Source organism: Streptomyces sp. NPDC054783 (assembly GCF_053611725.1).
In genome coordinates, this window is the sequence record NZ_JBSHAY010000013.1 from 92399 (window position 1) to 115329 (window position 22931).

Annotated in this window: 17 protein-coding genes and 1 pseudogene; 11 read left to right on the forward strand and 7 right to left on the reverse strand. The window is 70.4% G+C overall.

Features of this window, described 5'->3' with window-relative positions; all coding sequences use genetic code 11:
• Positions 1 to 22 precede the first annotated feature (22 nt).
• The 3 genes and pseudogenes from ACWGJ5_RS23195 to ACWGJ5_RS23205 all read left to right on the forward strand — a co-directional run.
• The gene (locus ACWGJ5_RS23195) at positions 23 to 1219 is read left to right on the forward strand and encodes a DivIVA domain-containing protein (RefSeq protein ID WP_453311585.1); all 1197 of its coding nucleotides are present in this window, start codon (positions 23 to 25) and stop codon (positions 1217 to 1219) included.
• Between the two features lie 134 nt (positions 1220 to 1353).
• Positions 1354 to 1737 (forward strand): hypothetical protein, encoded by a 384-nt coding sequence (locus ACWGJ5_RS23200; protein ID WP_453311586.1) that lies wholly within the window; start codon positions 1354 to 1356, stop codon positions 1735 to 1737.
• A 406-nt stretch (positions 1738 to 2143) separates the two neighbouring features.
• A pseudogene (locus ACWGJ5_RS23205) lies at positions 2144 to 2368 on the forward strand (IS30 family transposase); the annotation flags it as partial.
• 77 nt (positions 2369 to 2445) lie between these two features.
• On the opposite strand, the gene ileS reads toward ACWGJ5_RS23205, so the two are convergent.
• The gene (gene ileS, locus ACWGJ5_RS23210) at positions 2446 to 5589 is read right to left on the reverse strand and encodes an isoleucine--tRNA ligase (protein WP_453311587.1); all 3144 of its coding nucleotides are present in this window, start codon (positions 5587 to 5589) and stop codon (positions 2446 to 2448) included.
• Between the two features lie 604 nt (positions 5590 to 6193).
• Between ileS and ACWGJ5_RS23215 the strand changes: the two genes are divergently transcribed.
• The 6 genes from ACWGJ5_RS23215 (at position 6194) to ACWGJ5_RS23240 (ending at position 12177) form a co-directional block, all read left to right on the forward strand.
• Positions 6194 to 7459 (forward strand): TraR/DksA C4-type zinc finger protein, encoded by a 1266-nt coding sequence (locus ACWGJ5_RS23215; RefSeq protein WP_453311588.1) that lies wholly within the window; start codon positions 6194 to 6196, stop codon positions 7457 to 7459.
• A 59-nt stretch (positions 7460 to 7518) separates the two neighbouring features.
• Complete coding sequence (gene lspA / locus ACWGJ5_RS23220; RefSeq protein WP_453311589.1) at positions 7519 to 8151, forward strand: signal peptidase II; 633 nt, start codon at positions 7519 to 7521, stop codon at positions 8149 to 8151.
• A 73-nt stretch (positions 8152 to 8224) separates the two neighbouring features.
• Entirely contained in the window at positions 8225 to 9169 is a 945-nt protein-coding gene (locus ACWGJ5_RS23225) for an RluA family pseudouridine synthase (RefSeq protein ID WP_228622708.1), read from the forward strand.
• On the forward strand, positions 9166 to 9633 hold the full coding sequence (locus tag ACWGJ5_RS23230; protein ID WP_453311590.1) for a GNAT family N-acetyltransferase: 468 nt from the start codon (positions 9166 to 9168) through the stop codon (positions 9631 to 9633). The genes ACWGJ5_RS23225 and ACWGJ5_RS23230 overlap by 4 nt, the downstream gene beginning before the upstream one ends.
• 96 nt (positions 9634 to 9729) lie before the next feature.
• Positions 9730 to 11316, forward strand: coding sequence for a Na+/H+ antiporter (locus ACWGJ5_RS23235; protein ID WP_453311591.1), 1587 nt, complete (start codon positions 9730 to 9732; stop codon positions 11314 to 11316).
• Between the two features lie 120 nt (positions 11317 to 11436).
• On the forward strand, positions 11437 to 12177 hold the full coding sequence (locus ACWGJ5_RS23240; protein WP_453311592.1) for an SDR family NAD(P)-dependent oxidoreductase: 741 nt from the start codon (positions 11437 to 11439) through the stop codon (positions 12175 to 12177).
• Here ACWGJ5_RS23240 and ACWGJ5_RS23245 read toward each other — a convergent pair.
• Positions 12133 to 13221: a mechanosensitive ion channel family protein gene (locus ACWGJ5_RS23245; RefSeq protein WP_453311593.1), complete on the reverse strand. Its 1089-nt coding sequence runs from the start codon at positions 13219 to 13221 to the stop codon at positions 12133 to 12135. The genes ACWGJ5_RS23240 and ACWGJ5_RS23245 overlap by 45 nt on opposite strands.
• A gap of 104 nt (positions 13222 to 13325) precedes the next feature.
• On the opposite strand from ACWGJ5_RS23245, the gene ACWGJ5_RS23250 reads away from it, so the two are divergent.
• Positions 13326 to 13904 carry a dienelactone hydrolase family protein gene (locus ACWGJ5_RS23250; protein WP_453311594.1) on the forward strand — a complete coding sequence of 193 codons (579 nt, stop codon included), beginning with the start codon at positions 13326 to 13328 and terminating at the stop codon, positions 13902 to 13904.
• A gap of 84 nt (positions 13905 to 13988) precedes the next feature.
• Here ACWGJ5_RS23250 and ACWGJ5_RS23255 read toward each other — a convergent pair whose 3' ends face one another.
• The 5 genes from ACWGJ5_RS23255 to ACWGJ5_RS23275 form a co-directional block, all read right to left on the reverse strand.
• Positions 13989 to 14348, reverse strand: a complete 360-nt coding sequence (locus tag ACWGJ5_RS23255) for a hypothetical protein (protein ID WP_453311595.1) — start codon at positions 14346 to 14348, stop codon at positions 13989 to 13991.
• An 86-nt stretch (positions 14349 to 14434) separates the two neighbouring features.
• A complete protein-coding gene (locus tag ACWGJ5_RS23260) occupies positions 14435 to 16105 on the reverse strand; it encodes an alkaline phosphatase D family protein (RefSeq protein ID WP_453311596.1) in 1671 nt (556 codons plus the stop codon).
• Between the two features lie 94 nt (positions 16106 to 16199).
• On the reverse strand, positions 16200 to 17009 hold the full coding sequence (locus ACWGJ5_RS23265; RefSeq protein WP_453311597.1) for a thioredoxin domain-containing protein: 810 nt from the start codon (positions 17007 to 17009) through the stop codon (positions 16200 to 16202).
• Positions 17010 to 17089: 80 nt separating this feature from the next.
• Entirely contained in the window at positions 17090 to 17779 is a 690-nt protein-coding gene (locus ACWGJ5_RS23270) for a hypothetical protein (RefSeq protein WP_453311598.1), read from the reverse strand.
• A gap of 68 nt (positions 17780 to 17847) precedes the next feature.
• A complete protein-coding gene (locus tag ACWGJ5_RS23275) occupies positions 17848 to 19173 on the reverse strand; it encodes a DUF2252 domain-containing protein (RefSeq protein WP_453311599.1) in 1326 nt (441 codons plus the stop codon).
• Between the two features lie 200 nt (positions 19174 to 19373).
• On the opposite strand from ACWGJ5_RS23275, the gene dnaE reads away from it, so the two are divergent.
• Positions 19374 to 22913 carry a DNA polymerase III subunit alpha gene (gene dnaE, locus ACWGJ5_RS23280; RefSeq protein WP_453311600.1) on the forward strand — a complete coding sequence of 1180 codons (3540 nt, stop codon included), beginning with the start codon at positions 19374 to 19376 and terminating at the stop codon, positions 22911 to 22913.
• The last annotated feature ends 18 nt before the right edge of the window (positions 22914 to 22931 follow it).

Consider the following 22931-nt stretch of genomic DNA (forward strand, 5'->3'; position numbering starts at 1 on the left):
ATGACTACGTTGAGGTGAAGAGATGCCGTTGACCCCCGAGGACGTGCGGAACAAGCAGTTCACGACCGTCCGCCTCCGAGAAGGCTATGACGAGGACGAGGTCGATGCCTTCCTCGACGAGGTCGAAGCCGAACTGACCCGTCTGCTTCGCGAGAACGAGGACCTGCGCGCCAAGCTGGCCGCGGCGACCCGTGCGGCCGCGCAGAACCAGCAGAACATGCGCAAGGGCCCGCCGGAGCAGGACCAGCAGCCGCACCCGCAGCAGCAGGGCATGCCTCAGCAGGGCATGCGAGGTCCCGGCGCTCCGGTGCCCGCCGGCATATCGGGCCCGCCGCAGCAGCAGATGGGCGGCCCCATGGGTGGCCCGCCCCAGCTGCCGAGCGGCGCCCCGCAGCTGCCCGCCGGTCCCGGCGGTCAGGGCGGCCCGCAGGGTCCCGGCCCGATGGGTCAGGGTCCCATGGGCCAGGGTCCGATGGGTCAGGGTCCCATGGGCCAGGGTCCGATGGGCCAGGGTCCGATGGGCCAGGGTCCGATGGGCGGCCAGCCGCCCATGCAGCAGATGGGTGGCCCGATGGGCGGCCCCATGGGCGGTCCGATGGGCGGCCCCGGTCAGGGCCCCGGCGGCGACAGCGCCGCCCGAGTCCTCTCGCTGGCCCAGCAGACCGCCGACCAGGCGATCGCCGAGGCCCGCTCCGAGGCCAACAAGATCGTCGGTGAGGCCCGCAGCCGCGCCGAGGGTCTGGAGCGTGACGCCCGTGCCAAGGCCGACGCCCTGGAACGGGACGCGCAGGAGAAGCACCGCGTCGCGATGGGCTCTCTGGAGTCCGCCCGCGCCACGCTGGAGCGCAAGGTCGAGGACCTGCGCGGCTTCGAGCGCGAGTACCGCACGCGCCTGAAGTCGTACCTCGAGTCCCAGCTGCGCCAGCTGGAGACCCAGGCCGACGACTCCCTGGCCCCGCCGCGCACCCCGGCCGCCGCGTCCCTGCCGCCGTCCCCGGCGCCCTCCATGGCACCGGCCGGCGCGAGCGCCCCGTCCTACGGCGGCAACCAGACGATGGGCGGCAACTCCGCTCCGTCCGCCCCGTCGTACGGCGGCCAGCAGCAGATGACGCCGGCCATGACCCAGCCGATGGCGCCGGTCCGCCCGCAGGGCCCGTCCCCGATGGGTCAGGCACCCTCGCCGATGCGCGGGTTCCTGATCGACGAGGACGACAACTGAGCACCGGGCACTAGTACGACAACGGCGTCGGCAGCGCTCAACAAGGGCGGGCCCTCTGGACTTCGGTCCCGGGGGCCCGCCCTTTTTACGCGGGTTGACGGAGGTGTCGGCGGCGGGTTGCAGCGTGCGGGGCCATGGGAGAACAGACGTACTACGGCTTCGAGCGCGCGGACGCCGAGACGCTGCACCGCCGACAGGTGTGGGCGGGCGAGGTCCGGACGCAGCTCGCGGCGGCGGGGCCGCCGGTGCAGGCGGAGCACATGGACGTGGCGGTGAGCGGCGGCGTCGAGGTGACCGCCGATCCCGGAGCCGACGAGGCGGGCGGCGTGTACGTCGGCCGGCACCCGGCGCCCGCGCTGCGGACGGCCTCGATGCGGGCCGCGCAACGGCAGGACGCCCAGGACCCGGCGCTGCGGTACAGCGGCGCGGTCGGCGGCGCGACGATGGCCGCGATCCGGGACATCCTCACGGCAGGGGGGCACGGCGGGGGAGCGCCGCCCGAACGACCTGGTGCCTGAGCAGCTGTACGTACTACGCCCCCACCAGAGCCGCTGCTGCGACGGCTGGGCGTCGACGTCCTGCCCGGCACGGGCGAGGGCGGTGGCCTCCGACCGAACCCATGAGGGAAGGGCCCGGCCTCCTCACCTTCCGTTCTAGTGGTTGTCGCAACACCCCAGTTCAGGGGATGCGATGGACTTCGAGGTCCGGAAGGTGCGGAGCCCTCAGGGCCGCGAGAAGCTCTCTGTTGAGCGGGCCGCATACTTCCAGCTCATGCAGCAGGGTGTGAGCAACGAGGAAGCGTGCCGGATCGTCGGGGTGAACTCGAAGACCGGCAGGCGCTGGCGCAACGGCCGTAGACCGTCCGGTCTGAACAAGGCGGCACCACCGGTTCGTCCGGTGGTGCCGCCTTCAGGCGGCACCACCACCGACGTCCCGGTCTACTTCTGTGACCCTGCCAGTCCCTGGCAGCGCGGCTCGAACGAGAACACCAACGGCCTGCTGCGGCAGTACTTCCCCAAAGGCACCGACCTTTCGGTCCACACCCGCGAGCACCTGTCGGCCGTCGCCGCCGAACTCAACGGCCGCCCACGCAAAACGCTCGGCTGGGAGACCCCAGCCGAGCGCCTGCATAAACTGCTCGCGGCCTGATCAACACGACCCCGTGTTGCGACGATCTCTAGAAACCGCCCACCGGAGACCGGGCCCTTTCTCGAACCGCTCGGCGCTTACGCCTTCCGCAGCCGGAACGTGAGAGACAGCCCCTCGTCGGTGAACGGCTCACCAAAGCCGTCGTCGCCCTCACCCTGCCCGAAGTCGGTCGACAAGACCTCCTCGGCGATCAACTCGCTGTGCTCAGCCAGCGCGGCGACCACCGCGGGGTCGGTCGACACCCAGCGCAGCGCGATCCGGTCGGCCACGTCCAGACCGCTGTTCTTGCGGGCCTCCTGGATCAGCCGGATCGCGTCACGGGCGAGGCCCGCCTGCCGCAGCTCCTCGGTGATCTCCAGGTCCAGCGCCACCGTGGCACCGGAGTCGGAGGCCACCGACCAGCCCTCGCGCGGGGTCTCGGTGATGATCACCTCGTCGGGAGCGAGGGTTACCGTCTCGCCGTCGACCTCCACCGAGGCCGTGCCCGCACGCAGCGCGAGGGACAGCGCGGCCGCGTCGGCAGCGGCGATCGCCCTGGCCACGTCCTGCACCCGCTTGCCGAACCGCTTGCCCAGCGCGCGGAAGTTGGCCTTGGCGGTGGTGTCCACCAGGCTGCCGCCCACCTCGGAGAGCGAGGCCAGCGAGGAGACGTTCAGTTCCTCGGTGATCTGCGTGTGCAGCCCGGGGTCCAGGGACTCGAAGCCGGTCGCGGCGATCAGCGCGCGGGACAGCGGCTGACGCGTCTTGACGCCCGACTCCGCGCGCGTGGCGCGGCCCAGCTCCACCAGCCGGCGGACCAGGACCATCTGCTGCGACAGCTCGGGGTCGATGGAGGACAGGTCCGCCTCCGGCCAGGAGGCCAGGTGCACGGACTCCGGCACGCCCGGGGTCACCGGCACGATCAGGTCCTGCCACACCCGCTCGGTGATGAACGGGGTGATCGGCGCCATCAGCCTGGTGACCGTCTCCAGCACCTCGTGCAGCGTGCGCAGCGCGGCCTTGTCGCCCTGCCAGAAGCGGCGCCGGGAACGGCGGACGTACCAGTTGGACAGGTCGTCGACGAACGCGGACAGCAGCTTGCCGGCGCGCTGGGTGTCGTACGCCTCCAGCGCCTGCGTCACCTGGTCGGTCAGCGCGTGCAGCTCCGACAGCAGCCAGCGGTCCAGCACCGGGCGCTCGGCCGGGGCCGGGTCGGCCGCGCTGGGCGCCCACTGGGACGTACGGGCGTACAGCGCCTGGAAGGCCACCGTGTTCCAGTACGTCAGCAGCGTCTTGCGGACGACCTCCTGGATGGTGCCGTGGCCGACCCGGCGGGCCGCCCACGGGGAGCCGCCGGCCGCCATGAACCAGCGCACCGCGTCCGCGCCGTGCTGGTCCATGAGCGGGATCGGCTGCAGGATGTTGCCCAGGTGCTTGGACATCTTGCGGCCGTCCTCGGCGAGGATGTGACCCAGGCAGACGACGTTCTCGTACGACGTCTTGTCGAAGACGAGCGTGCCGACGGCCATCAGCGTGTAGAACCAGCCGCGGGTCTGGTCGATCGCCTCGGAGATGAACTGCGCCGGGTAGCGGCTCTCGAACAGCTCCTTGTTCTTGTACGGGTAGCCCCACTGCGCGAACGGCATCGAACCCGAGTCGTACCAGGCGTCGATGACCTCCGGCACGCGCGTGGCCGTCTTGCCGCAGCCGTCGTGCCGGCAGGCGAAGGTGACCTCGTCGATGTACGGCCGGTGCGGGTCGAGACCGGACTGGTCGGTGCCGGTCAGCTCGGTCAGCTCCGCGCGGGAGCCGACGCAGGTGAGGTGGTCGTCCTCGCAGCGCCAGATCGGCAGTGGGGTGCCCCAGTAGCGGTTGCGGGACAGCGCCCAGTCGATGTTGTTGTTCAGCCAGTCCCCGAAGCGGCCGTGCTTGACCGTGTCCGGGAACCAGTTGGTCTTCTCGTTCTCCTGGATGAGGCGGTCCTTGATCGCCGTGGTGCGGATGTACCAGGAGGGCTGCGCGTAGTAGAGCAGCGCGGTGTGGCAGCGCCAGCAGTGCGGGTAGCTGTGCTCGTACGCGACGTGCTTGAAGAGGAGGCCGCGCTGCTGCAGGTCCGCGGTGAGCTGTTCGTCCGCCTTCTTGAAGAAGACGCCGCCGACCAGCGGGACCTCCTCCTCGAAGGTGCCGTCCGGGCGGACCGGGTTCACCACCGGCAGGCCGTACGCCCGGCAGACCTTGAGGTCGTCCTCACCGAAGGCGGGGGACTGGTGGACCAGACCCGTACCGTCCTCGGTGGTCACGTAGTCGGCGTTCACCACGTAGTGGGCCGGCTCCGGGAACTCCACGAGCTCGAACGGACGTTGATACGTCCAGCGCTCCATCTCGGCGCCGGTGAAGGTCTGGCCCGTGCTCTCCCAGCCCTCGCCGAGCGCCTTGGCGAGCAGCGGCTCGGCGACGACGAGCTTCTCCTCGCCGTTGGTCGCGACGACGTAGGTGACCTCGGGGTGCGCGGCGACCGCCGTGTTGGACACCAGGGTCCAGGGGGTCGTCGTCCACACCAGGAGCGCGGCCTCGCCGGCGAGCGGACCGGAGGTGAGCGGGAAACGGACGTACACGGAGGGGTCCACGACCGTCTCGTAGCCCTGCGCCAGCTCGTGGTCGGACAGGCCGGTGCCACACCGCGGGCACCAGGGCGCGACCCGGTGGTCCTGGACGAGGAGGCCCTTGCCGAAGATCTCCTTCAGCGACCACCAGACGGACTCCACGTACTCGGGGTCCATGGTCCGGTAGGCGTCGTCCAGGTCGACCCAGTAGCCCATGCGGGTCGTCAGCTCGGCGAAGGCGTCGGTGTGCCGGGTCACGGACTCGCGGCACTTGGCGTTGAACTCGGCGATGCCGTACGCCTCGATGTCCTGCTTGCCGGAGAAGCCCAGCTCCTTCTCGACGGCCAGCTCGACGGGCAGGCCGTGGCAGTCCCAGCCGGCCTTGCGGGCCACGTGGTAGCCGCGCATGGTGCGGAAGCGCGGGAAGACGTCCTTGAAGACGCGCGCCTCGATGTGGTGGGCGCCGGGCATGCCGTTGGCGGTGGGCGGGCCTTCGTAGAACACCCACTCCGGTCGGCCCTCGGACTGCTCCAGGCTCTTGGCGAAGATCTTCTGCTCGCGCCAGAAGTCGAGCACGGCGTGCTCAAGAGCGGGCAGGTCGACCTGTGCGGGCACCTGGCGGTACGTCGGCGCTGTCATCTGCGAGCATCCTCCAACGGACTTGCTGCCTTCCGTCGGAGGGACGAGAGCCTTCGATCCTGTCTACGCCGTGTGCGGCGCGCTCCCGCGGTACCACCCTCCTTGGCTCTCCGTCGCGCCGTACGCGCCGGTGAGCCCCCTCATTGGGGTCGCGAAGCCGGTTCTACTCGCCTGGCCTGCTGGCTGCGGCTTTCTTCCGGCGGCTCCGGGGTGATCTTCACGTCGCGCTCGCCCCCGGGCTCACACCGTCCCCGGGTCGCTCTGGGCTGCGTACGCCGCTACTCGTCCCCATCCACGCTTTTCGCTCCGCCCAGTGTACGGCGCCGCGCGGACAGCGGCCGACCGGTTTTCCGCGCGGTGCGCCCGCCGCCCGCGTGAGGGGCCGGGATGACCCGAATGGCCAGGGGGCAGGCGTACGGGTCCGCGCAGGCCGGGCGCGGCGGATTACCCGGCGGGGAGCTGGGCACAACGGATGCAGGCCCGCTGCGCGGGGGGTGCGGGCGGGCGAATCGGGCGGTGTGCCCCGTTGCCGCGGGACTCAAGTCGATTTATCGTCCCAGCACGATTCGCGAGCAACATCACAGTACGTGAAGGGGTCGCGGCAATGGTGGCGAAAAGGACCGCCGTACAGCAGCCGGCGACCGGTCGGCGCGGGGGCGCGGCCGTCTCCGGAGCTGCGGCTGCCTCCGGCGGCGAGGCCAAGGGAGCGGGCGGGACGAAGAGGTCCACCGGAGGGAGGGACGCGGAGCCGGCCGCGAGGAATGCGGTGCCGAGAGAGCCGACCGCGAAGGAGCCCGCCGGCAGGAGGACAGCAGCGAAGGAGCCGGCCGCCGAAGAGAAGGCTGCCAGGAAGTCCGCGGCCAGGGTGACGACGGCCGAGGAGGAGGCGGCCGGCAGGAAGACGGCTGCCACGAGGACGGCCGCCGGGAAGACGGCTGCCAAGAAGTCCACGCCAAAGACGTCCACGACCAAGGAGCCGGCTGCCAAGAAGGCGGCCGCGAAGGAAGAAACGGCACCGAAGAAGGCCGTCGCCAAGAAAACGGCCGGTACTGCCGGGAAGGCGGCCGGTAAGGAGACCGCCGCCAAGGAGAAGCCGGGCACGAAGGCCGCCGCCAAGGAGATCACGAAGGCCGCCGCCAAGAAGACGTCGGCCGAAAAGGCGGTCGCCGGTGACGTGGCCGAGGCGGCCCCGAAGAAGGCGGTGGCCAAGAAGGCCGGCGGGAAGAAGCCGGCGGCGAAGGGAGCGGTGCAGGAGACGGCCGTCAAGAAGGCGTCGGCCGGGAAGGCCGGCGGCAGGAAGGCGGCCGCGGGAGGCGTCTCCGCGGAGGCGGCCGACACGAGCAGGGCCAAGAAAGCGGGCGCGGCGCGGGCCGCGAAGCAGACGGGAGCCACGACAGTGGTTGCGAAGAAGACTCCTGGCACGGCCACGGCGGAGACCGCCGTTCCCAAGGCACGGGTCGCCGCGGCGGAGCCCGGCGAGCTGGCGGTGCGCCCCGGCGAGGACCCCTGGACCCCGGAAGAGGTCGCCGAGGCCCGTGCCGAGCTACTGTCCGAGGTGGAGCGGCTGCGCGCCGAGATCAGCTCTTCCGAGGCGTCCCTCGCGGGCCTGATGCGGGACTCCGGGGACGGCGCGGGAGACGACCAGGCCGACACCGGCACCAAGAACATCACGCGCGAGCACGAGCTGGCGCTCGCCGCCAACGCGCGCGAGATGCTGGTCCAGAACGAGCACGCACTGGAGCGGCTGGACGCGGGTACCTACGGCCTGTGCGAGAACTGCGGCAACCCCATCGGCAAGGCCCGGATGCAGGCCTTCCCCCGGGCCACGCTGTGCGTCGAGTGCAAGCAGAAGCAGGAACGCCGCTCCTGACTGTGCGGGGCGGTGCCGTAGTCTCGTCCTCAGCCAGGCACCTAGGTTGAGGGACTCACGTGGCAGAGGCGGAGCGCATCATCGGTACGCCGGACACCCCGGATGACGGCGAGCAGGCGGCGGCCGGAGCGGCCGCCCGGTCCGGCGCGCCCGCCCCGGCCCCCGCGTCCGGCACGGGCGAGCAGCAGGCCCAGCCGCGGGGCCCGCGTGGGCGCCGGATCGCCCTGCTGTTCGCGGTGGCCGCGTTCGCGTACTCCCTCGACCTGATCAGCAAGCTGCTGGTGGTCGCCAAGCTGGAGGGCCGCGAGCCGATCAGGCTCGTCGGTGACTGGCTGGAGCTGAACGCCACCCGCAACCCGGGCGCGGCCTTCGGCTTCGGCGCGGCCTTCACGATCATCTTCACCCTGATCGCCGCGGCCGTGATCGTGGTGATCATCCGCCTGGCCCGCAAGCTCTACAGCTATCCCTGGGCCATCGCGCTCGGCCTGCTGCTCGGCGGCGCCCTCGGCAACCTCACCGACCGCATCTTCCGGTCGCCCGGGGTATTCGAGGGCAAGGTCGTGGACTTCATCGCGCCCAAGGGCTTCGCCGTGTTCAACCTGGCCGACTCGGCCATCGTGTGCGGCGGCATCCTGATCGTCCTACTGTCCTTCCGGGGCCTGGATCCGGACGGCACGGTCCACAAGGACTGAGACCGCCCCCGTCCACAGGCGGTTTTCCACAGGCTCGTGAGGGCCGGTTCCACCCGTCCGGCATACTCGACGGGTGAGCACGCTTCCCGAGATCCGTACCCTGCCCGTGCCCGACGGCCTGGAGGGCGAGCGCGTCGACGCCGCCATCTCCCGCATGTTCGGCTTCTCCCGCACCAAGGCGGCGGAGCTGGCCGCGGCCGGCAAGGTCCAGGTGGACGGCTCGGTGGTCGGCAAGTCCGAGCGCGTGAGCGGCGGCGCCTGGCTCGAGGTCGAGATGCCGCAGGCGCCCGCGCCGGTGCAGGTGGTCGCCGAGCCGGTCGAGGGCATGGAGATCGTCCACGACGACGAGGACGTGGTCGTGATCGTCAAGCCGGTCGGCGTGGCCGCGCATCCGTCGCCGGGCTGGAGCGGCCCGACCGTCATCGGCGGTCTCGCCGCCGCCGGGTACCGGATCTCCACCTCCGGCGCCGCCGAGCGCCAGGGCATCGTGCACCGCCTGGACGTCGGCACCTCCGGCCTGATGGTGGTCGCCAAGTCGGAGCGGGCGTACACCTCGCTCAAGCGCCAGTTCAAGGAGCGCACGGTCGACAAGCGCTACCACACCCTGGTCCAGGGCCACCCGGACCCGACGAGCGGCACCATCGACGCGCCCATCGGCCGCCACCCGAACCACGACTACAAGTGGGCGGTCACGGCCGACGGCAAGCCCTCCGTCACGCACTACGACCTCATCGAGGCCTTCCGCGCCGCCTCCCTGCTGGACGTGAAGCTGGAGACCGGCCGCACCCACCAGATCCGCGTCCACATGTCCGCCCACCGCCACCCCTGCGTCGGTGACCTCACCTACGGTGCCGACCCGACCCTCGCCAAGCGGCTGCGACTGACCCGCCAGTGGCTGCACGCCGTGCGCCTCGGCTTCGAGCACCCCGGGGACGGCCAGTGGGCGGAGTTCGAGAGCGCCTACCCAGAGGACCTGCAGAAGGCCCTCGACCAGGTCCGCGAGGAGACGTACGCGTGAGCGCGCCGTACACCGTCCGGCTCGCCGAGGACCCCGCCGACCGCGAGGCCTGCTTCGCGGTCCGCAAGGAGGTCTTCGTCGTCGAACAGGGCGTCGACGAAACCATCGAGTACGACGCCCACGACGCGGTCGCCGTGCATGTGCTGGCGATCCGCGAGGACGGTGTGCCGCTCGGCACCGGCCGGCTGCTGCACGGCGAGGCCGCGGCGGCGAAGACCGGCGCGGACGCCTCGGTGGGCTCCCTGGGGCGGCTCGCCGTCGTCCGCGAGGCCCGCGGGCTCGGCGTCGGCGTGGCCCTGGTGCGGGCCATCGAGGACGCGGCACGCGCGCGTGGCCTCACCGCGGTGGACCTGCACGCACAGACCCACGCGCTCGGCTTCTACGAGCGGCTCGGCTACGCGGCGTACGGCCCGGAGTTCCCGGACGCCGGCATCCCGCACCGGGCGATGCGCCGCGCCCAGTAGGCCTTCGCGTCGCGCCGCCTCGGCGGCGGGCGTTGCCGCCGGTCGGATGGCAGGCTTGAGGCCTGCTGTGTGATCGTCGACCCCGGAGCACCGGCCGTGGATCAGTTGGCTCTGTTGTTCGTCCTGCTGCTCGGGGCCCTGGTGAGCGTCCCGGTGGGGGACCGGTTCAAGGTGCCGGCGCCGGTGCTGATGACCCTGTTCGGCGGTGCTCTCGCGGTGGCCGACTTCGTGCCCAACGTGAACATCCCGCCCGAGCTGATCCTGCCCGGGCTGCTTCCGCCGCTGCTCTACGCCGCCGTACGGCGCACCTCCTGGCGGCAGTTCGCGGCCAACCTCCGCCCGATCCTCCTGCTGGCCGTCGCGTTGGTGTTCGTCACGATGGTGTGCGTGGCGTTCGTCGCCAACGCGATCGTGCCGGGGCTGCCGATCGCCGCCGCCTTCGCGCTCGGCGCGCTGATCGCCCCGCCCGACCCGGTCGCCGCGACCAGCGTCGCCGGGCAGCTCGGGCTGCCGCGCCGCCTGGTGTCGATCCTGGAGGGCGAGGGGCTCTTCAACGACGTCACCGCCATCGTGCTGTACCACGTGGCGATCGCCGCGGTCGTGACCGGCTCGTTCTCCGCGTGGCAGGCCGGCCTCGACCTCGTGCTGTCCGCCGTCGTCGCGCTGGCCGTGGGTCTGGGGCTCGGCTGGGGCGCGAACAAGGTCATGGACCTGCTGGGCGATCCGACCCTGCAGATCGGCATGACCCTGCTGGTGCCGTACGCCTCCTATGTGCTCGCGGAGAAGCTGCACGGCTCGGGGGTGCTTGCGGTGCTCACCACGGCGCTGTTCCTCGCCGAGTACGCAACGGACGCCGATGACGTGATGACCCGGCTGGCCGGGCACACCTTCTGGGACATCATCGACACCCTGGTCACCGGGGTGGCGTTCGGGCTCATCGGCCTGGAGCTGCACAACGCCATCCGCACGGCCCAGGGGCGCTGGGGCGAGCTGCTGGGCTGGGCCACCACCGTGGCGGGCGTGGTGATCGTCGTACGGCTGGTGTGGCTGCTGCCGGCGACCTGGCTGACCAAGCGGCTGCACGCGCGGCGGGACTACGACGAGGAGATCCCGGTCAGCTGGCGGGAGACCGTCGTGATGTGGTGGTCCGGAATGCGCGGGGTGGCCTCGGTGGCGCTGGCGCTGGCCATCCCGCTGAGGACCGACGCCGGCTTCCCGTTCCCCGACCGGGACGAGATCGTCTTCGTCGCCTTCGGGGTCATCATCGTCACGCTGGTCCTGCAGGGGCTCACACTGCCGTCCCTCGTGCGGCGGCTCGGTGTGCGGGCCGACTCCGAGCGGGAGAAGGAGTTCGAGAAGGAGCTGGCGGTGCGGGCCGCGAAGGCGGCCAAGCGCAGGCTGCGGGAGATCGAGCAGGTGGAGGACCTGCCCGAGGACCTGTTCGAGCAGATGCTGCGGCGGGCCTTCGACATCGGGATCCGGATCAGTCCCGACATGGGGGAGGAGGAGCGGCGCGAGGCGCAGCACCAGCGGGTCAGGCGGCTGCGGCGGGTCCGGAACATCCAGAACGAGATGCTGAGCGCGGCGCGGCACGAGGTCCTGGCGGCGCGGAGCGAGCCGGGGGCGGATCCGGAGATCGTGGACCGGGTGCTCAGGCATCTCGATGTGCGCAGTCTGCGGTGACCCCCTGTGGATGAACGGCCCCTGTGGATGAACGGCCGCAGTGCGCAAATAGTCGTACAAACATGCCGAACCTGTGGATGAATCCCGGCACCTTCGGCGGTTCGCTCCTACCCTCGGATCATGACTCGCAACATCGTGATCAGTGGTGGCGGTACGGGCATCGGGCTGGCGGCGGCGCAGACGTTCGCGGCGGACGGCGACCGGGTGCTGTTGCTGGGGCGGCGCGCGGAGATGCTGGGGAAGGCCGCGGTGCCCGGGGCGCTCACCTGTGCGGCAGACCTCTCCGAGCCCGATCAGGTACGGCGTGTGGCCCGGTTCGTCGCCGACGAGCTCGGCACGGTGGACGTTCTCGTGCACGGTGCGGGCGGCGCAGGGCAGCTGGAGGCGCCGGCCGACAGCGACGACCCGCTGGACCGGGTGGCCCACGACTGGACCGTCAACTTCCGGCAGAACGCGCTGACGGCCGCGCTCCTCACCGAGGCGCTGAAGGACCGCCTCGCCGAGCCCGGCGGACGGGTGCTGTTCATCTCGTCCATCGCCGCCTACCGGGGTTCGGGCAGCGGCGCCTACGCGGCGGCCAAGGCCGGGCTGCATCCCTACGCTCACGACCTGGCCCGGCAGCTGGGACCGCGCGGCATCACCGTGAACGTGGTCGCGCCGGGGTTCGTCGAGGACACCGAGTTCTTCGGGGACACCATGGACGAGGCCCGGCGGGCACGGCTCATCGCCGACACGCTCACCGGCCGCGCCGGGATACCGGGAGACGTGGCCGCGACCCTGCACTGGCTGGCCTCGCCCGGCGCCGCGCACGTCACCTCACAGGTCATCCAGGTCAACGGCGGTGCGGAGCGCGGTCACTGACGGGCTCCGCGGGGGCCGCACCGCGTCGGCGGTGTTGACCCGGGGCAGCGCGTAGGGGTGCTCCGCCGCCAGCCAGGTGATCATCTGCTCGCGGACGGTGACCCGTATCGTCCAGATGTCGTCGGAGTCCTTCGCGGTCATCAGGGCCCGCACCTGGACGGTGTTCGGGGTGCTGTCCGTGATCACGAGGCCGTAGGCGCGGCCGTCCCAGGCGGGGCTCTCGCGCAGGATGTCACGCAGCTTCTCGCGCATCGCCTCGATGGGTGCGCAGTGGTCGAGGTGCCAGAAGACGGTCCCGGTCATCTGCGGGGTGCCCCGCGACCAGTTCTCGAAGGGTTTGGAGGTGAAGTACGACACCGGCATGGTGATCCGCCGCTCGTCCCAGGTCCGTACCGTCAGAAAGGTCAGGGTGATCTCCTCGACGGTGCCCCACTCGCCGTCCACGACGACCGTGTCACCGATGCGCACCATGTCGCCGAAGGCGATCTGCAGCCCGGCGAACATGTTCGACAGGGTCGACTGGGCGGCGACACCGGCCACGATGCCGAGGATGCCCGCCGAGGCCAGCAGCGAGGCTCCGGCCGCGCGCATCGCCGGGAACGTCAGCAGCATGGAGGCGATCGCCACGACGATGACGATCGCGGACACCACCCGCATGATCAGCTCCACCTGGGTGCGCACCCTGCGCACCCGGGCCGGATCCCGGTGCGCGCGGGCGTAGCGGCTGTAGGTGGTCTCGACGATCGCCGCGGCGATCCGTATCACCAGCCAGGCGGCGGAGCCGATCAGCACCAGCGTCAGCGTCCGGCCGATGCCGACCTGGTGCCGCTCCAGCAGCTTGGCCTGGTCGTACGACCCGCGGAGCAGGGCGGCGCACAGCACGAGCTGGTAGGGGATGCGGCCGCGGCGCAGCAGCTCCCACAGCGGCGAGTCGTGGTCGCGTTCGCCGGCCTTGCGCAGCAGCCGGTCGGTGGCCCAGCCGATCGCAAGCGTGAGCAGCACCGAGCCGCCGATCACGATCACAGGGCGGACTAGGTTCTCCATGCCTGCGCTCCTAACCGGTGCCACGCGGGCATGAACATGTGAGTTCGGCGTGTTCCCGGGTACGGGGGCTCCGGCGGTGTCGCACCGGCTGGCACCATGGCCTCATGAACATCATGCTTTTTCACTCGACCTACGGCCTCAGGCCCGCGGTGCGCGAGGCCGCGGACCGGCTGCGCGCAGCCGGCCACGAGGTGTGGACGCCGGACCTCTTCGAGGGGCGGACGTTCGGCACCGTCGAGGAGGGCATGGAGTTCAAGGAGTCGATCGGCAAGGAGGAGTTGCTGAAGCGGGCCGTGCTGGCGGCGGCGCCCTACTCGGACCGAGGGCTGGTGTACGCCGGGTTCTCGCTCGGCGCCTCGATCGCCCAGACCCTCGCCCTCGGCGACGACAAGGCGCGCGGGCTGCTGCTCCTGCACGGGACGTCGGACATCGCGCCGACGGCGCACGTGGACGAGCTGCCGGTGCAGCTGCATGTGGCCGAGCCGGACCCGTTCGAGACGGACGACTGGCTGACCGCCTGGTATCTGCAGATGGGCCGGGCCGGAGCCGACGTGGAGGTCTACCGCTACGCCGGCGCCGGGCACCTCTACACCGACCCCGGGCTGCCGGACTACGACGCCGAGGCCGCCGAGGCCACCTGGCGGGTGACGCTCGGCTTCCTCGACGGTCTGCAGGCGGCGTAGGGACAGGCCGGCCCGGGCCGCGCGCGCATGGCCCGGGCCGAGTGCCCGGCTGCGGCTGCCGGCGCTGTGCCGGTGCCGGGAACCTCAGCCCGGGAAGCACTCCTTGGGCGGGTGGACCAGCGACTGGAAGTGCCCGGACCACACCCAGGCCGTCGGCTGGGAGTCGTAGATCCTGAACCACCGAGCGCCCGACGGGGTCTTGGTGGTCGAGCACTGGATCCGCAGGGTGGTCCCGGACCTCTCCACGCCGTACCGGTGCGACGAGTCCCTGGGCTCGGCGTATATCGGTGCGCCGTTGTGGTCCAGCACGGTCAGGTTGACGAACGCGGGTGCTGCCGAGGCCTCCTGCGCCTGAGCGACGGAGGCGAGTCCGGCGAGGGTCATGGCAGCCGCGAGCGTCGCGGTCTTCTTCAGGGCACCGTGGGGGTGGCCATATGTCTCCAATCACGGTCATGGTGACGGTCTGTCACTTAACCGTCTGATGTAGGAATTCTGCTGCGGGTTGCCTCCGGACCAGCAGGAACGGACGGCTACACCGGGTCGTAGGTCCGCTCGACCTTCTGCGTGCCGCTGCGGGTGCGGTAGGAGCGCACCCACTTGGAGGTCGCGCTCGCGTCCGTGCGGTCGGAGAGGACGTAGTAGTCCATCTGCGCCCGGTCGTTGGTGATGTCGAGCACGCCGTAGCCGTGCCGGTCGGTGTCCACCCAGTGGACGTGCCGGTTGGCGGCCTCGATGAGCGGCGCGGCGACCGCGGACACCGTGCCCTCGGGCACCTTGACGATGTCGTCGAGGTTGTCGGAGGTCACCGAGGTGATGACGAACTCGGTGGCCGCCGACGGCGACAGCGGGTAGGTGCCCGCGTCCACCGGCACGTCGTTGGCCCAGGACATGTGGATGTCGCCGGTCAGGAAGACGGTGTTCCCGATGGCGTTCGAGCGCAGGTGGTCCAGGAGTTCGCGGCGGTCGTGGGTGTAGCCGTCCCACTGGTCGGTGTTGACGCCGATGCCGTCCTGCGGCAGGCCGAGCAGCTTGGCGAGCGGCTTGAGCAGGTCGGCGGTCAGGGAGCCGATGACGAACGGCGCGATCATCACCGAGTTGCCGACCAGCCGCCACTTGGTGTCGGAGGCCTTGAGCCCCGCCTTCAGCCAGTCGAGCTGGGCCCGGCCGGTGATCGTCCGGTTCGGGTCGTCCACCGAGCCGCTGCCGGCGGACGCCTGCTGGGAGCGGAAGGAGCGCAGGTCCAGCAGGGACAGGTCGGCGAGCCTGCCGAAGCGCAGCCGGCGGTAGGTGGTGCCCTCGATCGCGGTACGGACCGGCATCCACTCGAAGTAGGCCTGCTTGGCGGCCGCCTTGCGGGCGGTCCAGGTGCCCTCGGCGCCCTCGGTGTGGTTGACCGCGCCGCCCGACCAGGCGTTGTCGGCGAACTCGTGGTCGTCCCAGATCGCGATGACCGGCGCCTTCAGGTGCAGGGCCTGAAGATCGGGGTCGGTCTTGTACTTGCCGTGCCGGATCCGGTAGTCGGCGAGCGTGATGATCTCGTTGGCCGGCGCGTGCGGGCGGACGACCGTGCCGCGCGCCGCGTACTCGCCGGACTTGTACTCGTAGATGTAGTCGCCGAGATGCAGCCAGGCGTCCAGGTCGCCGCGGGCCGCGAGATGGCGGTAGGAGGCGAAGTAGCCGGCCTCCCAGTTGGCGCAGGTGACCACGCCGAAGCGCAAGGAGGACACGTTCGCGTCCGCCGCGGGCGCGGTGCGGGTGCGCGCCACCGGGGAGTCGGTGCCGCCGGCCGAGAACCGGAACCAGTAGTCGGTCGCCGGCTCCAGGCCGCGGACGTCGGCCTTCACGGTGTGGTCGGAGGCCGCGGTCGCGGTGACGGAGCCCTTGGCGACGATGCCGGTGAACGCCTTGTCCCTGGCGACGACCCAGCTCACCTCGGTGTCCGGGCCGACGCCCGAGCCGGGTGTCGCGTCCGCGGTCGGGGTCACCCGGGTCCACAGCAGGACACCGTCGGGCAGCGGGTCACCGGAGGCGACACCGTGCAGGAAGGCGGGGGCTTGGTCTGCGGCGCGCGCCGGAAGGGAGGCGGCGAGCGGGCCGGCCAGGACAGCGGTCGCCGCCGCGGCCTTGACGACCGTACGGCGGCGGGGAGAGAGGGAGTCACGGCCTTCAGTGGCCGAAAGTGATCTTTTTCGACTGGTCACGACCGATCAGGTTACTGACCGGTATGAGCCCAAGAGCGGGCGAACTCTCAATGTTCGCCCGCTCTTCACGGGAAGGTTTTATTCCGCCGGGGCGTCAGCCCTTGAGGGCCGCGTCCACCACCTTGTCGAAGTCGGCCACCGTCAGCAGCGGGGTGCCGCCGTTGAGCTGCTTGCCGTCCATGACGAAGCCCGGCGTGCCGGTCACGCCGTCCTTGTTGTCGTCGAAGGTCTTCGACATGTGCATCGCCCAGGCGTCGTAGGTGCCCTTCTTGACCGCGTCCTGGAACTTGGCGTTGTTCTTCAGGGCCGGGACGGTGTCCGCGACCTGGATGAGGTAGCTGTCGTCCTTGAACTTGTCGACCGTCTCGTCCGGGTGCCACTTCGTCGAGTACAGCGCGGACTTGTACTCGAGGAACGCCTCCGGGCTGACGTTCAGCGCGGCGCCCAGGGCGCTCAGCGCGTTCTTGGAACCCTGGCCGTTGTCCTTCAGGTCGATGAAGGTGGCGCCGACGTACTGGAACTTGAACTTGCCGTCGTCGATGTCCTTCTTCACGGTCGCGCCGACGTTCTGCTCGAACTGGGCGCACACGGGGCAGCGCGGGTCCTCGTAGATCTTGAGGGTCTTCTTGGCGCTGTCCTTGCCGATGACGACCGTGGTGCCGTCCTTGCCGGTGGTGTTGGCCGGCGCGACGACGGCGGCGGTCTTCATGCCCTCCCAGTAGCTGGGCTTGTTCGCCTGGACGACGGCATAGCCGATGCCGCCGGCCGCTGCCAGCACGGCCACGACCGAGGCGGCCACTATGACCTGCCGCCTGGCCTTGTCGCGCTTGGCCTGGCGCTCGCGCTCCTCGCGCAGCCGCTCCCGGGCCGCCGTCTTCGCCGACTGGCTGTTCCGCTTGCTCATGTTGATGATCTCCGTGTGGGACGCGCACATGCCGTACGCGGGATACGTGTGGGGGACTGGGAGTGCTCAGGTCTCGCCGCTCAGCCGGCGGCGAGGGCGGGCGAGCACGGCGGTCCACGCCGTCCCAGGGAGTGCACGAGAAGCCGGTCGCGGGCGGCGGCGCGGCGCGGGGCCGGGCGCGGCAGCCGACGGGCCGGGGTCAGCCGGACGGCTACCGCGGCGGCCGCGAGCAGCAGCGGCCGGAAGGTGGTGGCGGCGACCACGCGCAGCAGCTGCACCAGCGCCCGCTCGCCCCGGCGCAGCCAGGCGGCGGCCAGCAGGCCCACGCCGACGTGCGCGGCGAGCAGCAGCCAGGCGGCCGCCGGACTGGCGTGCGCGAGCAGCGCCCCGGGGCGGCCGTGGGCCCCGGCCATCTGGGCCAGCGGGGAGCCGACGGCACCGCCCTGGCACAGCACGTCGAAGCCGAACGTGTGCAGCGGGCCGGCGACCGGGCCGCCCGCCCTGCCGTAACAGGTGTTCTGTCCGGTGGTGAACACCGTGTCGGCGGCCAGTTCCAGCGGAATCAGCAGGGCGGCGATCCGGCCGAAGCCGCGCTCGCGGCCCGCCAGCGCATACGCGGTGGCGAACACCGCGGCGGCGACCGCGAGCACGGTCGCCACCGGCAGCGGGGCCCGGGACAGCAGTACGTGCGACGCGGTGCTGAGCGTCACGACGACGGCCGTGAACAGCGCCGCGCGCACGGCTCTGAGCTGGGTCCCGGATATGTCCATAGCGAGAGAAGAGTGTGACACGTAAGCGGTTAAGAGACCCCTAAGGGGAGCCTGTGAGTCCGCGAAGGTTACAGTCCCGGAATCCGGCCGTTGCGGAACAGGTCGACGAAGATCTGGTGGTCGGCACGCGCGCGTGCGCCGTAGGCGTGCGCGAAGTCCACCAGGAGGGGCGCCAAGCCCTGCTCGTCGGCGGCGATGGCCGCGTCGATGGCGCGCTCGGTGGAGAACGGCACCAGGGACTCGCCGGAGGTGTCGTCGGCCGCCGCGTGCATGGTCGCCGTGGCCCGGCCCAGGTCGGCGACGACCTGCGCGATCTCCTCCGGGTCGTCGATGTCGCCCCAGTCCAGGTCGACCGCGTACGGCGAGACCTCGGCCACCAGCTGGCCCGCGCCGTCCAGCTCGGTCCAGCCCAGCCACGGGTCGGCGTGCGCCTGCAGGGCGCGCTGGGAGATCACCGTGCGGTGGCCCTCGTGCTGGAAGTAGCCGGCGATGGCCGGATCCGTGATGTGCCGGGAGACGGCCGGGGTCTGGGCCTGCTTGATGTAGATCACGACGTCGTTCTCCAGGGCGTCGCTGTGACCCTCCAGGAGGATGTTGTACGACGGCAGGCCGGCCGAGCCGATGCCGATGCCGCGGCGGCCGACGACGTCCTTCACGCGGTAGGAGTCCGGGCGGGCCAGGGAGGAGTCCGGCAGCGTCTCCAGGTAGCCGTCGAAGGCCGCGAGGACCTTGTAGCGGGTGGCCGCGTCCAGCTCGATGGAGCCGCCGCCCGGCGCGAAGCGGCGCTCGAAGTCCCGGATCTCCGTCATCGAGTCCAGCAGCTCGAAGCGGGTCATCGAGCGGGCGGCGCGCAGGGCGCCCAGCAGCGGGCCCTCGGCGGTGTCCAGGGTGAAGGGGGGCACCTCGTCGCTCTTCGCGCCGGTGGCCAGCGCGTGGATGCGCTCGCGGTACGCGCCCGCGTAGACGCGCACCAGCTCGGTGATCTGCTCGTCACTGAGTGCCTTCGCGTACCCGACGAGGGCGATCGACGCCGAGAAGCGCTTCAGGTCCCAGGTGAACGGGCCGACGTAGGCCTCGTCGAAGTCGTTGACGTTGAAGACCAGGCGGCCGTTGGAGTCCATGTACGTGCCGAAGTTCTCCGCGTGCAGGTCACCGTGGATCCACACGCGCGAGGTGCGGTCGTCCAGAAATGGACCACCGCGCTTCTCGGCGTCGAGGTCGTGGTAGAAGAGGCACGCCGTGCCCCGGTAGAACGCGAAGGCCGAGGCCGCCATCTTCCGGAACTTCACCCGGAACGCGGCCGGGTCGGCGGCCAGGAGCCGGCCGAAGGCGGTGTCGAAGACGGCGAGGATCTCCTCGCCGCGCTGCTCGTCGCTGAGCTGGGGTGCCGACATCGCTGGGTGCCTCCTGGTGCATTACCTGTACGACAGCGTTTCTACCGTCTCCAACGGGCGACGCCACGCGGGAGTGCCCGGTTCCCGCATGAAGGTACGCGCGGATCCCCCGCGAGTGTCAGTGCCGGGGCATAGACTTCGACGCTGACCCCAGAACTGTCCCACGCCCGCCGCCCAGTGTTTCCGTTGGAGGCCATACCGTGTCAAAGCCGCCCTTCACGCACCTGCACGTCCACACCCAGTACTCCCTGCTGGACGGTGCCGCGCGGCTCAAGGACATGTTCAACGCCTGCAACGAGATGGGCATGACGCACATCGCCATGTCCGACCACGGCAACCTCCACGGGGCTTACGACTTCTTCCATTCCGCGAAGAAGGCCGGAGTCACCCCGATCATCGGGATCGAGGCGTATGTCGCCCCCGAGTCCCGGCGCAACAAGCGCAAGATCCTCTGGGGCCAGCCGCACCAGAAGCGGGACGACATCTCCGGTTCCGGTGGTTACACCCACAAGACGATGTGGGCCGTGAACAAGACCGGCCTGCACAACCTCTTCCGCCTGTCCTCGGACGCCTACGCCGAGGGCTGGCTGCAGAAGTGGCCCCGGATGGACAAGGAGACCATCGCCCAGTGGTCCGAGGGCATCGTCGCCTCCACCGGCTGCCCCTCGGGCGAGGTGCAGACCAGGCTGCGCCTCGGACACTTCGACGAGGCCCTGAAGGCCGCCGCCGACTACCAGGACATCTTCGGCAAGGACCGGTACTTCCTGGAGCTGATGGACCACGGCATCGAGATCGAGCGCCGGGTCCGCGACGGCCTGCTGGAGATCGGCAAGAAGCTCGGCATCCCCCCGCTGGTCACCAACGACTCGCACTACACCTACGCGCACGAGGCCGGCGCCCACGACGCGCTGCTGTGCATCCAGACCGGCAAGAACCTCTCCGACCCGGACCGCTTCAAGTTCGACGGCACCGGCTACTACCTGAAGTCCACGGACGAGATGTACGCCATCGACTCCTCGGACGCCTGGCAGGAGGGCTGCGCCAACACGCTGCTCGTCGCCGAGATGGTCGACACGGACGGCATGTTCGAGAAGCGCGACCTCATGCCCAAGTTCGACATCCCCGAGGGCTACACCGAGGTCACCTGGTTCAAGGAGGAGGTCCGCCGCGGCATGGAGCGCCGCTTCCCCGGCGGTGTCCCCGAGGACCGTCAGAAGCAGGCCGACTACGAGATGGACGTCATCATCTCGATGGGCTTCCCCGGCTACTTCCTCGTCGTCGCCGACTTCATCATGTGGGCCAAGAACAACGGCATCGCGGTCGGCCCCGGCCGAGGCTCCGCGGCCGGCTCGATCGTCGCCTACGCCATGGGCATCACCGACCTCGACCCGATCCCGCACGGCCTGATCTTCGAGCGCTTCCTCAACCCCGAGCGCATCTCGATGCCCGATGTCGACATCGACTTCGACGAGCGCCGGCGCGTCGAGGTGATCCGGTACGTGACCGAGAAGTACGGCGCCGACAAGGTCGCCATGATCGGCACCTACGGCACCATCAAGGCCAAGAACGCGATCAAGGACTCCGCGCGCGTGCTGGGCTACCCGTACGCGATGGGCGACCGCATCACCAAGGCCATGCCCGCCGACGTCCTCGGCAAGGGCATCCCGCTGTCAGGCATCACCGACCCGCAGCACCCGCGCTACAGCGAGGCGGGCGAGGTCCGCGGGATGTACGAGAACGAGCCGGACGTGAAGAAGGTCATCGACACCGCGCGCGGTGTGGAGGGCCTGGTGAGGCAGATGGGCGTGCACGCCGCCGGCGTGATCATGTCCAGCGAGACCATCACCGAGCACGTCCCGGTCTGGGTCAGGCACACCGACGGCGTGACCATCACCCAGTGGGACTACCCGAGCTGTGAATCGCTCGGCCTGCTGAAGATGGACTTCCTGGGCCTGCGCAACCTCACGATCATGGACGACGCGGTCAAGATGGTGAAGGCCAACAAGGGCCTCGACATCGACCTGCTGTCCCTGCCGCTCGACGACCCCACGACCTTCGAGCTGCTCCAGCGCGGCGACACCCTCGGCGTCTTCCAGTTCGACGGCGGCCCCATGCGGTCCCTGCTGCGGCTGATGAAGCCGGACAACTTCGAAGACATCTCCGCCGTGTCGGCCCTGTACCGCCCGGGCCCGATGGGCATGAACTCCCACACCAACTACGCCCTGCGCAAGAACGGTCAGCAGGAGATCACGCCCATCCACCCCGAGCTGGAGGCGCCGCTCAAGGAGGTCCTGGACGTCACCTACGGCCTGATCGTCTACCAGGAGCAGGTGCAGAAGGGCGCCCAGATCATCGCCGGCTACTCGCTCGGCGAGGCCGACATCCTCCGCCGCGTGATGGGCAAGAAGAAGCCCGAGGAACTGGCGAAGAACTTCACCATCTTCCAGGCCGGCGCCCGCAAGAACGGCTACAGCGACGAGGCGATCCAGGCCCTGTGGGACGTGCTGGTGCCCTTCGCCGGTTACGCGTTCAACAAGGCGCACTCCGCCGCGTACGGCCTGGTCTCCTACTGGACCGCCTACCTGAAGGCCAACCACCCCGCCGAGTACATGGCCGCGCTCCTGACCTCCGTCAAGGACGACAAGGACAAGTCCGCGGTCTACCTCAACGAGTGCCGCCGCATGGGCATCCGCGTCCTCCCGCCGAACGTCAACGAGTCCGAGTCCAACTTCGCCGCCCAGGGCGACGACGTGATCCTCTTCGGCCTCTCCGCCGTCCGCAACGTCGGCACCAACGTGGTCGAGTCGATCATCAAGTGCCGCAAGGCGAAGGGGAAGTACGCCTCCTTCCCCGACTACCTCGACAAGGTCGAGGCCGTGGTCTGCAACAAGCGCACCACGGAATCGCTGATCAAGGCCGGCGCCTTCGACACCATGGGGCACACCCGCAAGGGGCTCACGGCGCAGTACGAGCCGATGATCGACAACGTGGTCGCGGTCAAACGCAAGGAGGCCGAGGGGCAGTTCGACCTCTTCGGCGGCATGGGCGAGGACACCTCCAGCGAGCCCGGCTTCGGACTCGACGTGGAGTTCTCCACCGACGAGTGGGACAAGACCTACCTGCTCGCCCAGGAACGGGAGATGCTCGGTCTCTACGTCTCCGACCACCCGCTCTTCGGCCTGGAACACGTCCTCGCCGACAAGGCCGACGCGGGCATCTCCCAGCTCACCGGGGGCGAGCACGCCGACGGCGCGGTCGTCACCATCGGCGGCATCATCTCGGGCCTGCAGCGCAAGATGACCAAGCAGGGCAACGCCTGGGCGATCGCCACCGTCGAGGACCTCGCCGGCTCCATCGAGTGCATGTTCTTCCCGGCGACCTACCAGCTCATCTCGACCCAACTCGTCGAGGACGCCGTGGTGTTCGTCAAGGGCCGCCTCGACAAGCGCGAGGACGTGCCCCGGCTCGTCGCCATGGAGCTGATGGTCCCGGACCTGTCCAACGCGGGCACCAACGCGCCGGTGATCCTCACCATCCCGGCCACCAGGGTCACCCCGCCCATGGTCAGCCGCCTCGGCGAGATCCTCAGCCACCACAAGGGCGACAGTGAGGTCCGCATCAGGCTCCAGGGCCCGCGCAAGACCACCGTGCTGCGCCTGGACCGGCACCGGGTCAAGCCCGACCCCGCGCTCTTCGGCGACTTGAAGGTGCTGCTCGGCCCGTCCTGCCTGGCCGGCTGACGCCGCACCACGCCGTGG

Bases quoted from the DNA above. Each gene is read 5' to 3' on its own strand.
- ACWGJ5_RS23240 (WP_453311592.1), top strand. From the start codon at position 11,437: ATGACTCGCAACATCGTGATCAGTGGTGGCGGTACGGGCATCGGGCTG.
- ACWGJ5_RS23200 (WP_453311586.1), top strand. From the start codon at position 1,354: ATGGGAGAACAGACGTACTACGGCTTCGAGCGCGCGGACGCCGAGACG.
- ACWGJ5_RS23250 (WP_453311594.1), top strand. From the start codon at position 13,326: ATGAACATCATGCTTTTTCACTCGACCTACGGCCTCAGGCCCGCGGTG.
- ACWGJ5_RS23270 (WP_453311598.1), bottom strand. From the start codon at position 17,779: ATGGACATATCCGGGACCCAGCTCAGAGCCGTGCGCGCGGCGCTGTTC.
- ACWGJ5_RS23215 (WP_453311588.1), top strand. From the start codon at position 6,194: ATGGTGGCGAAAAGGACCGCCGTACAGCAGCCGGCGACCGGTCGGCGC.
- ACWGJ5_RS23265 (WP_453311597.1), bottom strand. From the start codon at position 17,009: ATGAGCAAGCGGAACAGCCAGTCGGCGAAGACGGCGGCCCGGGAGCGG.
- ACWGJ5_RS23245 (WP_453311593.1), bottom strand. From the start codon at position 13,221: ATGGAGAACCTAGTCCGCCCTGTGATCGTGATCGGCGGCTCGGTGCTG.
- ACWGJ5_RS23195 (WP_453311585.1), top strand. From the start codon at position 23: ATGCCGTTGACCCCCGAGGACGTGCGGAACAAGCAGTTCACGACCGTC.
- ileS (WP_453311587.1), bottom strand. From the start codon at position 5,589: ATGACAGCGCCGACGTACCGCCAGGTGCCCGCACAGGTCGACCTGCCC.
- ACWGJ5_RS23275 (WP_453311599.1), bottom strand. From the start codon at position 19,173: ATGTCGGCACCCCAGCTCAGCGACGAGCAGCGCGGCGAGGAGATCCTC.